The 11,703-nt window shown below is 73.3% G+C and carries 11 protein-coding genes; 8 read left to right on the top strand and 3 right to left on the bottom strand.

All coding sequences use genetic code 11. The features are described 5' to 3' along the window. The 5 genes from ETD83_RS13500 to ETD83_RS13480 form a co-directional block, all read left to right on the top strand. Positions 1-1,334, top strand: a 1,334-nt coding sequence (locus tag ETD83_RS13500; protein ID WP_205717648.1) for an ABC transporter substrate-binding protein, incomplete at its 5' end; no start/stop codon positions are given. 3 nt (positions 1,335-1,337) lie between these two features. Next, entirely contained in the window at positions 1,338-2,318 is a 981-nt protein-coding gene (locus ETD83_RS13495; protein ID WP_230420879.1) for a carbohydrate ABC transporter permease, read from the top strand. After that, entirely contained in the window at positions 2,315-3,145 is an 831-nt protein-coding gene (locus tag ETD83_RS13490; RefSeq protein WP_138645449.1) for a carbohydrate ABC transporter permease, read from the top strand. The genes ETD83_RS13495 and ETD83_RS13490 overlap by 4 nt, the downstream gene beginning before the upstream one ends. Then, complete coding sequence (locus ETD83_RS13485; RefSeq protein ID WP_138645448.1) at positions 3,142-4,398, top strand: 6-phospho-beta-glucosidase; 1,257 nt, start codon at positions 3,142-3,144, stop codon at positions 4,396-4,398. The genes ETD83_RS13490 and ETD83_RS13485 overlap by 4 nt, the downstream gene beginning before the upstream one ends. Continuing rightward, positions 4,398-5,393 (top strand): N-acetylglucosamine kinase, encoded by a 996-nt coding sequence (locus tag ETD83_RS13480; protein ID WP_138645453.1) that lies wholly within the window; start codon positions 4,398-4,400, stop codon positions 5,391-5,393. The genes ETD83_RS13485 and ETD83_RS13480 overlap by 1 nt, the downstream gene beginning before the upstream one ends. Positions 5,394-5,412: 19 nt before the next feature. Here the strand turns inward: ETD83_RS13480 and ETD83_RS13475 are convergent, their stop codons facing one another. Both ETD83_RS13475 and ETD83_RS13470 read right to left on the bottom strand, forming a co-directional pair. Beyond that, positions 5,413-5,853: an Lrp/AsnC family transcriptional regulator gene (locus tag ETD83_RS13475; protein ID WP_138645447.1), complete on the bottom strand. Its 441-nt coding sequence runs from the start codon at positions 5,851-5,853 to the stop codon at positions 5,413-5,415. Positions 5,854-5,911: 58 nt separating this feature from the next. Continuing rightward, positions 5,912-6,967 (bottom strand): LacI family DNA-binding transcriptional regulator, encoded by a 1,056-nt coding sequence (locus tag ETD83_RS13470; protein ID WP_138645446.1) that lies wholly within the window; start codon positions 6,965-6,967, stop codon positions 5,912-5,914. A 147-nt stretch (positions 6,968-7,114) separates the two neighbouring features. Between ETD83_RS13470 and ETD83_RS13465 the strand changes: the two genes are divergently transcribed. After that, positions 7,115-8,377, top strand: a complete 1,263-nt coding sequence (locus ETD83_RS13465; RefSeq protein ID WP_138645445.1) for an ABC transporter ATP-binding protein — start codon at positions 7,115-7,117, stop codon at positions 8,375-8,377. Between the two features lie 74 nt (positions 8,378-8,451). Here the strand turns inward: ETD83_RS13465 and ETD83_RS13460 are convergent, their stop codons facing one another. Further along, positions 8,452-9,573, bottom strand: a complete 1,122-nt coding sequence (locus tag ETD83_RS13460) for a M24 family metallopeptidase (RefSeq protein ID WP_138645452.1) — start codon at positions 9,571-9,573, stop codon at positions 8,452-8,454. A 103-nt stretch (positions 9,574-9,676) separates the two neighbouring features. Here ETD83_RS13460 and ETD83_RS13455 point away from each other — a divergent pair, with 103 nt between their 5' ends. Continuing rightward, entirely contained in the window at positions 9,677-10,600 is a 924-nt protein-coding gene (locus ETD83_RS13455) for a 5'-3' exonuclease (RefSeq protein WP_138645444.1), read from the top strand. A 276-nt stretch (positions 10,601-10,876) separates the two neighbouring features. Further along, complete coding sequence (locus ETD83_RS13450; protein WP_230420878.1) at positions 10,877-11,698, top strand: Crp/Fnr family transcriptional regulator; 822 nt, start codon at positions 10,877-10,879, stop codon at positions 11,696-11,698. The last annotated feature ends 5 nt before the right edge of the window (positions 11,699-11,703 follow it).

The raw sequence follows: 11,703 nt of genomic DNA, 5'->3' as shown, positions 1-11,703 counted from the left end.
GAACCGGAGTGCCCACCACCAACACGCGCCGCCTCGCGGCCGCCCTCGCCGCCGCGGCGCTCGGCCTCACCGCGGCCTGCACCGCCGGCGGCGACGGGTCCGACGAGGGCCCGAAGTCCGACGAGAAGCAGACCATCGAGGTCTGGCACGGCTGGAGCGCCGCGCACGAGGTGAAGGCCTTCCAGGACGCCGTCGCCGGCTTCAACAAGGCCCACCCCAACATCACCGTCAAACTCGTGACCGGCGTCACCGACGAGCGCATCACCAACGCGATCCGCGGCGGGAACCCGCCCGACGTGGTGTCGTCCTTCACCACCGACAGCGTCGGGCAGTGGTGCAAGAGCGGCGCCTGGCAGAACCTCAAGCCCTACATCGACAAGTCCAAGGTCGACCTGAACCAGTTCCCGCAGGCGGTGCGCAAGTACACCGAGTACCAGGGCGTCCGCTGCGCGATGCCGCTGCTGGCCGACGCCTACGGGCTCTACTACAACAAGGACCTGATGAAGGGCGAGCAGCCGCCCAAGACGATGAGCCAGCTGACCGCGCTGGCCAAGAAGCTCACCGTCCGCGACCCGGACGGGACCATCAAGGTCGCCGGGTTCATGCCGTCCGCGCAGTACTACGAGCACCAGGTCCAGCACCTCGCCCCGCCGTTCGGGGTCAAGTGGCTGACCGACGATGGCAAGGCCAACTTCTCCAAGGACCCCGCCTTCCAGGCGTACCTGAAGTGGAACAAGGAGCTCATCGACTGGTACGGCTACGACAACGTCAAGAAGTTCCTGCGCTCGCTGGGCCAGGAGTTCGAGGCGGCCAACCCCTTCCAGAAGGGGAAGGTGGCGATGGCCATCGACGGTGAGTGGCGCACCAAGTTCATCGAGAAGGAGGCGCCCAAGCTCAACTACGACACCGCGGCCTCCCCGGTCGCCGACGACAAGGTGTCGACGTACGGCAGCGGCTTCATCGCCGGCACCGTCATCGGCATCCCGCGCGGCGCCAAGCACGCCCAGGCCAGCTGGGAGTTCGTCCGCTACCTCACCACCGACACCGCCGCGCTGGTGACGCTGTCCAACGGGCTCGGCAACGTGCCGTCCACCATCCCTGCGCTGTCGTCGACCGACCTGAAGCTGACGCCGCAGTTCAAGACGTTCCTGGACGTGTTCAAGCACCCCGCCAGCACCACCACGCCGCCGACGCCGAACGGCAACGACTACATCGTGCGGTTCCAGAAGTTCGTCCAGGACGACTGGGAGACCGGCAAGGTCAAGGACCTCGGCCCGGCGCTCACCAAGCTCGACGGCGAGGTCGACAACGCGCTCAAACTCGCCGGAGGCTGACCTGTGGCCCTCGGTTCCCTGCGCCTGCCGTTCACCGGCGGCACGCGGACCGGGACGGCGGCGGCGCGTGCGCGCCGCCGCCGCCGGCTCCGCGTCCTGGCGTTCCTGTCCCCCTGGCTGGCCGGGTTCGCGCTGTTCTTCGCCTACCCGCTGGCCGCGACCATCTACTTCTCCTTCACCCGCTACAACCTGTTCACGCTGGAGTACGTCGGCTGGGACAACTACGCCTACCTGCTGGAGGACGGCCAGGCGTGGAAGGCGATGCGGAACACGCTGTGGCTGGTGGCGGTGCTCGTCCCGCTGCGGCTGCTGTTCGGCCTCGGCGTCGCGCAGCTCCTCACCAGGATCAAGGCGGGCGGGGGCGTGCTGCGCTCCATCTTCTACCTGCCGTACCTGATCCCGCCGGTGTCGGCCACGGTCGCGTTCGTGTTCCTGATGAACCCCGGCACCGGCCCGTTCCCGACGATCCTCGACCGGCTCGGCATCACGCTGCCCGACTTCTTCAACGAGGCCGCCTGGGCCAAGCCCGGGCTGACCCTGCTCGGCATCTGGGCCGTCGGCGACATCATGATCATCATGCTGGCGGCGCTGCTGAACGTGCCGCGGTCGCTGTACGAGGCGGCCGCCATCGACGGCGCGGGGGCCTGGTCCCGGTTCCGGCACATCACGCTGCCGACCGTGTCCCCCGTCCTGGCGTTCTGCGCCGTCACCGGCGTCATCGAGACGCTGCAGTACTTCACACAGGCGATGGTGGCGGGGAAGGTCGCGTCCGGGCGCGCCGACCTGCCCGGCACCCAGTACCAGCCCGGCTATCCGGGCGACTCCACGCTCACCTTCCCCCAATGGCTGTATGACCAGGGGTTCCGGCAGTTCAACATGGGCTACGCCTGCGTCCTGGCGCTGATGATGTTCGCCATGGCGATGGTGTTCACGCTCTTCCTGCTCCGCCAGTTCAAGGCGTTCGCGGGCGAGGAGGCGTCATGAGGTCGGGAGGCAGGACGCGGCGGGCGCTGATGTGGGTCGCCGTGCACGCGACCGCCGTCGCGGTCGCGCTGATGTTCCTCGCGCCGCTGGTGTTCATCGCGCTGACCGCGGTGATGAGCGACCGGCAGGCGCTCAGCGACGACCTGTGGCCGCGCGAGTGGCACTTCGGGAACTTCGTGGACGTGTTCAGCGGCGACATGGTCCGCTGGACGGTCAACAGCACCGTCTACGCGGGCCTGTCGACGGTGTTCATGCTGGTGTCGAGCGTCCCGGTGGCGTACGCGCTGGCCCGGTTCCGGTTCCGCGGCCGCAACGTCGCGCTGGTCGTGGTGATCTCGGCGATGATGCTGCCGCCGCAGGTCACGATGGTGCCGCTGTACATCGTGTGGGCCCGGCTCGACCTGACCGGCACGCTGTGGCCGCTGATCATCCCGCAGCTGTTCGGCGACGCGTTCTCCATCTTCCTGCTGCGCCAGTTCCTGGTGACGATCCCCCGCGAGTACGCCGACGCCGCCCGGGTGGACGGCTGCGGGGAGTTCCGCACGATGCTGCAGGTCGTCCTGCCGATGGCGAAGCCGGCGCTGGCCGCGGTCGCGCTGTTCCAGTTCTTCTACTGCTGGAACGACTACTTCCGGCCGCTCGTCTACGCCGACCCCGACCACTGGACCCTCGCGATCGGCGTCGCCACGTTCCGCGCGGCGCACGAGGTCGAGTGGAACCTCACGATGGCGGCGACGCTGCTGACGATCCTGCCGGTGCTGATCGTGTTCTTCCTCGCCCAGCGGGTGTTCATCCAGGGTGTGACCTTGACGGGAGTGAAGGGTTGAAGCTGACTGTCATCGGGGGTGGGTCGACCTACACCCCGGAACTGGTCGACGGGCTCGCGCGGGCGCACGCCGCGCTGCCGGTGTCGGAGCTGGTGCTGCACGACCCGGACGCCGAGCGCCTCGACCTCGTCGGCGGCATCGCCGCGCGGATGCTGCGGCGCGCCGGGCATCCCGCGACGGTGACGACCACCGCCGACCTCGACAAGGCGGTCGCGGACGCGACGGTCGTGCTGCTGCAGCTGCGCGTCGGCGGCCAGGCCGCCCGGCACGTGGACGAGACGCTCCCCCTCGAATGCGGGTGCGTCGGGCAGGAGACGATCGGGGCGGGCGGGCTCGCCAAGGCGCTGCGGACCGTCCCGGTCGTCCTCGACATCGCCGCCCGCGTCGCCGAACTCGCCCCCAGCGCGTGGATCGTGGACTTCACCAACCCGGTCGGCATCGTCACCCGCGCCTTGCTGGACGCGGGGCACCGCACGGTCGGGCTGTGCAACGTCGCGATCGGGTTCCAGCGCCGCGCGGCCGGGCTGCTGGACGTCCCGCCCGACCGGGTGAGCCTCGGCCACGCCGGGCTCAACCACCTCACCTGGGTGCGGTCGGTGCTGCTGGACGGCCAGGAGGTCCTGCCGCGCCTGCTCGACGGCCACCTCGGCGCCCTCGCCGAGATCTCCGGGCTGCCCGCGCCGTTCGTGCGGGGCCTCGGCGCCGTCCCGTCGTACTACCTGCGCTACTTCTACGAGCACGACCGCGTGGTCGAGGAGCAGCGCGGCGCGCCGTCGCGGGCCGAGCAGGTCGCCGCGCTCGAACGCGACCTGCTCGGCCTCTACGCCGACCCGACCCTCGACACCAAGCCCGCCCAGCTGGACAAGCGCGGCGGCGCGTTCTACTCCGAGGCCGCCGTGCAGCTCGTCACGTCGCTGCTGACGGGACGCGGCGACGCGCAGGTGGTGAACGTCCGCAACCACGGCACGCTGCCGTTCCTGGACGACCAGGCGGTCGTGGAGGTGCCGGCGCGGATCACCGCGTCGGGGGCGGTGCCGCTGCCCGTCCCGCCGGTGGAGCCGCTGTTCGCCGGGCTGATCGCGCACGTGTCGGCCTACGAGGAGCTGGCGCTGGACGCGGCGCTGCGCGGCGGCGTCGACCGCGTCGCCGCGGCGCTGCTCGCGCACCCGCTGATCGGCCAGGCGGACGTCGCCGAACGCCTCGCCCGCGACCTGGTGGCCGCCAACCGCGACCACCTCCCCTGGGCCGTGTGATGGCCGCTCCCGCGAACACGCCGGGGGGCGTGCTGGTCGCCGTCGACGGCGGCAACAGCAAGACCGACGCGGCCGTCCTCGGCGACGGCGGGGAACTGCTGGCCACCGTCCGCGGCGACGGGTTCCGCCCCCAGGTCGACGGCCTGGACACCGCGCTCGACGCGCTGTCGGCCGTCATCGACGCCGCGCTGCGCCGCGCGGGCGCGCTGCCGGGCGACGTCGCCCACCTCGCCGCCTACATGGCCAACGTGGACCTGCCGGGCGAGGAGGAGCGCCTGGAGAAGCTGCTGCTCGGCCGGGGCGCCGCCGCGAGCGTCGCGGTCGGCAACGACACGTTCGCGCTGCTGCGCAGCGCCGTCACCGCCGGGTGGGGCGTCGCCGTCGTGTGCGGTGCGGGCATCAACTGCGCGGGTGTCGGGCCCGACGGCCGCACCGCCCGGTTCCCGTCCCTCGGGCCCCACACCGGCGACTGGGGCGGCGGCGCCTCGCTCGGCCGCTCGGCGCTGTGGCACGGCATCCGCGGCGAGGACGGCCGCGGCCCCGGCACGGCGCTGACCGCCGCCGTCGCCGCCCACTTCGGCGTCCGGCGCGCCATCGACGTCGGTCTCGGGATCCATCTCGGCGAGCTCGACGAGGGGCGCCTCACCGGCCTCGCGCCCGTCCTGTTCGACGTCGCCGAGGCGGGCGACGCGGTGGCCGGCGAGGTCGTGGCGCGGCTCGCGGACGAGGTCGCGCTGCTCGGGTCGGTGGCGCTGCGCCGGCTCGGGCTGCTGGACGAGCCCGCCGACGTCGTCCTCGGCGGCGGCGTCCTCGCGGCACGCCGCCCCCTGCTCATGGAGGCCGTCGCCGCCCGCTACGCCGAGGTCGCCCCGCACGCCCGGCTGCTCGTCCCCGAAGACCCCCCGCTGCTCGGCGCCGCGCTGCTCGCCCTGGACCACGTCACCGCCCCGACCGCCGCCCACGACACCCTCCGCGCCGCCTTCCGCCGGCGCTGAACCCAGGGGGCGGGCCCGATCACAGTGGGGGGCGGCGTGCCTCCCACGGGGTGCTGAGGACGACCGTCGTGCGCGTCGCGACGTTCGCGGCGGCGCGGATCTTCTGCAGCAGGTCCTCCAGCTCGTTCGGGGACGCGACGCGCACCTTGAGGATGTAGCTCTCGTCCCCGGCCACCGAGTGGCACGCCTCGATCGCCTGGAGATGGGCCAGCCGGTCGGGCGCGTCGTCCGGCGCGGCCGGGTCGATCGGCTTGATCGAGACGAACGCGGTGAGCGGCAGCCCGATCTGCGTGCTGTCGAGCTGGGCGGCGAACCCGGTGATGGCGCCGCGCTTCTGCAGCCGGCGCACGCGCTGGTGCACGGCCGACACCGAAAGGCCGGTCTCCTTGGCCAGGTCGGTGAAGCTCATCCGCCCGTCGCCGGCCAGCAACCCCAGAATGTGACGATCGATCTCCTCCACGCGGGAAATCTAGCGTGCCGCGGGCGGTGCCCGGGCCCGTCCGCGCGCACGGATCGCCTCAATCGGCGGGGTTTCCGCGCCGCCGGCGGCGCTGGGCGCGCGGCGGGCCGCAGCTGCCGCGCACGACGAGCTCGGTCGGCAGCAGCACCGGCCCTCCCCTGCCGCGCCGGGCGGGCTCGCGCAGCACCAGCTCGCAGGCGCGGTAGCCGATGTCGCGTGCGGGGCGGGCGACGGCGGTCAGCGGCGGGTCGCACAGCTCCGCCCACGCCACGTCGTCGACCATCGCGATGGACACATCGGCGGGCACCCGCAGGTCCAGCTCGCGGGCCACGAGCACGGCGGCCTCGCCGAGCAGGTGCCCGGCGGCCAGGACGGCGGTGACGTCGCCGCGTCGCTGCAGGAGCCCGGCGGCGGCCGCGTAGGCGGCGTCGCGGGCCGGGCGGGCGGCGACGACGAGGTCCTCCTCGACGGGCACGCCGAGCTGGGCGAGGGTGGCGCGGAAGGCGCGCTCCCGGACCCGGGGCGGGCCGCCGGGGACGGCGCCGAGGAAGGCGATGCGGCGGTGCCCGAGCCCCGCGAGGTACTCGGTGACGGCCCGGACGCCGCCCGCGTCGTCGGCGAGGACGGACGGCACGTCCGGCACGTCCGGCGGCCCCGGCAGGACGCGGCCCGCGAACACGACGCTGGAGCACACCCGGGCGGCGCCCCGCCAGTCGGCCTCGTCGCCGGCGGGCATGGCGATGACACCGTCCACCCGCTGCTCGGCGAGCCGCTCGACGATCTCGGCCTCGCGGGCCGGGTCGCCGCCCGCGGCGTCCACGATGACGTGCTCGCCGAGCGTGCGGGCGCAGGCCAGCACGCCGGCGACCAGCTCGGCGCAGAACGGGTCGGTGACGTCGGGGACGATCAGCCCGATGCCGCCGCTGCGCCGCAGCTTGAGCCCGCGGCCGAGGGCGCTCGGACGGTAGTCCAGCGCGCGGGCGGCGGCGAGCACGCGGTCCCGGGTGGCGGGGCTGACCGAGCCCGTCCCGGAGAACACGCGCGACACGGTGGCGATGCCGACGCCCGCCGACGCCGCCACGTCCTTGACCGTCGACGGCCGCCTGTCCGTCATAACCGAATGGTCCCTTCTGCAGGCTTTAGATCATCTTCTCACGATCATCCCTCGCATGGAAACGTTTCCATGGGGTTTACTCCACATATTGAGCAAAACCCCTGTTCGTCAGGGGGTAATGGAAACGTTTCCACAAGGGGGTTCCGGATGGCCAGGATCGTGCTGGACCGGGTCGACAAGGTGTACTCCGGCGGCGTCAAGGCCGTGGACGGCCTCGACCTGGAGATCCGCGACGGCGAGTTCATGGTGCTGGTCGGCCCGTCCGGCTGCGGCAAGTCCACCGCGCTGCGGATGATCGCCGGGCTGGAGGAGATCAGCGGCGGGAAGATCTCCATCGGCGAGCAGGTCGTCAACGACCTCGCGCCCAAGGACCGCGACATCGCGATGGTCTTCCAGAACTACGCCCTCTACCCGCACATGACCGTCGAGCAGAACCTCGCGTTCGGGCTCAAGCTGCGCGGCACGCCGAAGGCGGAGATCAAGCAGAAGGTCCGCGAGGCGGCCAAGATGCTCGGGCTCGAGCAGTTCCTGTCCCGCAAGCCCGCCGCGCTGTCGGGCGGGCAGCGCCAGCGCGTCGCGATGGGCCGCGCGATCGTCCGGCAGCCGCAGGCGTTCCTGATGGACGAGCCGCTGTCCAACCTGGACGCCAAGCTCCGCGTGTCCATGCGCGCCTCCCTCAGCCAGCTGCACGAGCGGCTCGGCGTCACCACCGTGTACGTCACCCACGACCAGGTCGAGGCGATGACGCTCGGGACGCGGGTCTGCGTGCTGCGCGAGGGGCGGCTGCAGCAGGTCGACACGCCGCAGCGGCTGTTCGACAACCCGGTCAACCTGTTCGTGGCGGGCTTCATCGGCTCCCCGGCGATGAACTTCGTCCTCGCCGACCTCACCTCCGGCAACGGCGGCGTGCAGGTCTCCTTCGCCGGGTACACGCTGCCGGTCCCGGCGTCCGTCCTGAACGAGAAGGCCGGCCTGCAGAACTACATCGGCCGCCAGATCATCCTGGGCATCCGGCCCTCCGACTTCGAGGACGCCGCGCACGCCAGCCCCGAGTGGGCGCCGATGGCGGTGCGCAGCAGCGTGACCGAGGAGCTCGGCAGCGAGATCAACGTGATCTTCACGATCGACGCGCCGCCGGTCGAGCACAAGGACACCGCCGACCTCGCCGAGGACGCCGCCGAGGGCGACGGCGACATGGCGATCCCGCTGACCGACAACCGGGCGCTGTGGACGGCCCGCGTCAACTCCCGCTCGCGCGTGCGCCCGGGACAGCACGTGGAGCTCGGCGTCGACACCCGCCGGCTGCACTTCTTCGACCCGTCCAGCGGCCTGGCGATCGGGCACCCCGACACCGTCCGGCGGGCCCCCGGCCCGCAGGACACGGTGACCGACCTCCACAAGGCGGGCTAGCCCAGGGGGCGTGTCTGCCCAGGGGGGCGACCCCCTGGAACCCCCGTCAGGCACGGCGGGTGCGAGCCGCCGGGTCAGTCGACGATGACCAGGCCGTGCCCGGTGACGTTCATCGGCTCGTGGCCGTCCTCGGTGCACACGACGATGTCCTCGATGCGGGCGCCGTGCGGCCCGGGGTAGATGCCCGGCTCGATCGAGAACGCCATGCCCGGCTCCAGCGGCTCCAGGTTGCCCGCCACGATGTAGGGGTCCTCGTGCGACTCCAGGCCGATGCCGTGGCCGGTGCGGTGGAAGAAGTCCGCGGCGTGCCCGGCGGCGGCGATGACGTCGCGCGCCGCCGCGTCCACCGCCTCGGGCGTGACCCCGGGGCGGACGGCCGCGCACGACGCCCGCTGCGCCTCCTCCAGCACCTCGAAGTACGCGCGGTACTCCGCGGGCGGCTCCCCGACGCAGTAGTTGCGCGTGGAGTCCGAGCAGTAGCCGCTCGGCATCGTCCCGCCGATGTCGACCACGACCGGCTCGCCCGGGCGGATGACGCGGTCGGTCGGCTCGGCGTGCGGGTTGGCGCCGTTCGGGCCCGACCCGACGATGACGAAGTCGACCTGCGCGTGCCCCTCGGCGGTGATCGCGTCGGCGATGTCGCGGGCGACCTCCCGCTCGGTGCGGCCCGCCGTCAGCATGCCGGGCACGCGGCGGTGAACCCGGTCGATCGCCGCGCCCGCCTCGCGCAGCGCCGCCACCTCCGCCGGGCTCTTGCGCATCCGCAGCTCACGCAGCACTCCCCCGGCCGCGACCTGCTCTGCGGCGGGCATCGCGGCGCGGAACCGCAGCGCCATCACCGCCCACATCCGGTCGGCGACGCCCACCGTGCTCAGGTCGCCGGGGACCCGGCGCGCGACCAGGGCGTACGGGTCGTCGGTCTCGTCCCAGGGCACCAGCTCCACGCCGAGGGACCCGGCGGGCGACGCCTGCGCCGCGGGCAGCTCCAGCCGCGGGACGACCAGGAACGCCTCGCCGCCGGCCGGCACCACCAGGCAGGTGAGCCGCTCCAGCTGCTTGGCGTCGTACCCGGTGACGTACCGCAGGTCGGGGCCGGGCGTCAGCAGCACCGCCCCCAGCCCCGCCTTCGCCGCCGCGTCCCGCACCAGGCCGAGGCGCTCACGCGGATACAACTCCGTTGTCACACCCGTCTCCATTCTCCGATCTTCACTGCGGTACCAGGATCGCAGGCGGACGGGGGTGCCGCCGCCCCGGCCCGCCTGCGCCCCGGCGTCGGACGGGCATGGCACGATGTGGCGCATGAGCGGGCTGATGCTGCTGGACACGCCGTCGTTGTACTTCCGCGCCTTCTTCGGGGTGCCCGAGTCGGTCACCGCCCCGGACGGGACGCCGGTGAACGCCGTCCGCGGCCTCATCGACATGATCGCGCGGCTCGTCCAGGACCGCGGGCCCGAGCGGCTCGTCTGCTGCATGGACGCCGACTGGCGGCCCGCGTTCCGGGTGGCGGCGCTGCCGTCCTACAAGGCGCACCGGGTGGCCGACGAGGGCGGCGGCGACCAGACGCCCGACGCGCTGGAGGCGCAGCTCCCGATCATCGACGCGGTGCTGGACGCGTTCGGGCTGGCACGCGCGGGCGTCCCCGGGTACGAGGCCGACGACGTCATCGGGACCCTGGCGGTCCGGGGCGCGGCGGACGGCCCGGTCGACATCGTGACCGGCGACCGCGACCTGTTCCAGCTGGTGGACGACGGCGGCCCGGTCGCCGTCCTGTACACGGCCCGGGGCATCAGGAACCTTCAGGTGATGGGCGAGAAGGAGATCGCGGCCAAGTACGGCATCCCCGGCCGCGGCTACGGCGACTACGCGACGCTGCGCGGCGACCCGAGCGACGGCCTGCCCGGCGTCCCCGGCGTCGGCGACAAGACCGCCGCCGCGCTCGTCACCCGGTTCGGGTCCGTCGCGGGGATCCTCGCCGCGCTCGACGCCGGCACCGACGAGGGGTTCCCGGCGGGCGCGCGGCGCCGCATGGAGGCCGCGCGCGAGTACCTCGCCGCCGCCGAGACGGTCGTGCGGGTCGTCACCGACATCGACGCGCCGGAGCTGGCGACGCTGGACGACCGGCTCCCCGCCGGCGCCCGCGACCCGGAGGCGCTCGTCGCGCTGGCCGACCGGTGGAACCTCGCGAGCCCCGTCAACCGGCTGCTGAACGCCCTTTCCCGCTGACCGGCGCCCTGACCGCGGCTGTCGATCGTCGCTGCAATTTTCGTCAAAAGTGTCAGATGACGCAGACAGGCCGTCCTCCCGCGTGCAGCATCCTGCCCAGTGAGGGGTTCTCATTGGGATGAAGGCAGTGCACCGCCGCGCGACGGGCGATGACGCCCGTCCGGGCGGCGGCCGCATGAGCGACCGGTACCCGCGGCACTGGGCCTCACCGCCCCACTCCCCCCATCTGCCGTGGGTACCGGTTCACCCGACCCCACGAACCGGAGACGCGGACCCGTGACCGAGCACGTGCCGACCGACCGTCCGCCGACCGACCGCCCGCCGACCGACCGCCCGGCGTCCGCCCGCCCGCCGGCGGCGGCGACCTCCCGCGGCGGTCATGCCGCCGGCCCCGGCGACGCCTTCTGGGACGCGCTGGACGCCCCGGAGCGCGCGGCGCTCCGGGCGGTCGCGCGGCCGCGCAAGTACGCGCCGCGGACGCCGCTGTGCTACCAGGGCGACGACTCCGACCACATCATCATCATCGAGTCGGGCTGGGCGAAGGTGACGTCCGCGAGCGAGGACGGCCGGGAGGTGGTCCTCGCCGTGCGCGGGCCGGGCGACCTGGTGTGCGAGAGCGCGGTGCTCGGCCGCCGGGAGCGGTCGGCGACCGTGGCGGCGCTCAGCCCGCTGCGCGCGCTGGTCGTGCCCGCCGCCCGGTTCACCGGCTTCCTGGACGCCCACCCGGGCGTGTGGCGGCTGGTCAGCGGCACGTTCGTGCGCCGGCTCGACGACGCCGACCGCAGGCTGCAGGCGCACGTGTCCGCGCACGGCGCGCGGCGGCTGGCGATCCTGCTGACCGAGCTCGCGGAGGTGTCGGCCCGGCACGCACCGCCGGGCGCCGGCGGCGGGATCGTGATCGGCCCGCCGCTGTCCCAGGAGGAGCTCGGCAGCTGGATGGACGCCTCGCGCGAGACGGTCGCCCGCGCGCTCGGCGCGCTGCGGGCCGAGGGCCTCGTCGTCACCGGCCGCCGCAAGATCACCGTGGTGGACGTGGGGGGGCTGCGGGAGTTCGCGCGGACGCCGGAGCGTCCGCCGGCCACCGCCTTTACAATGTAGATCAC

This window comes from Actinomadura soli, from assembly GCF_005889715.1.
Taxonomy (GTDB): Bacteria; Actinomycetota; Actinomycetes; order Streptosporangiales; family Streptosporangiaceae; genus Spirillospora; species Spirillospora soli.
This window is presented reverse-complemented; position numbering and strand designations above follow the sequence as displayed.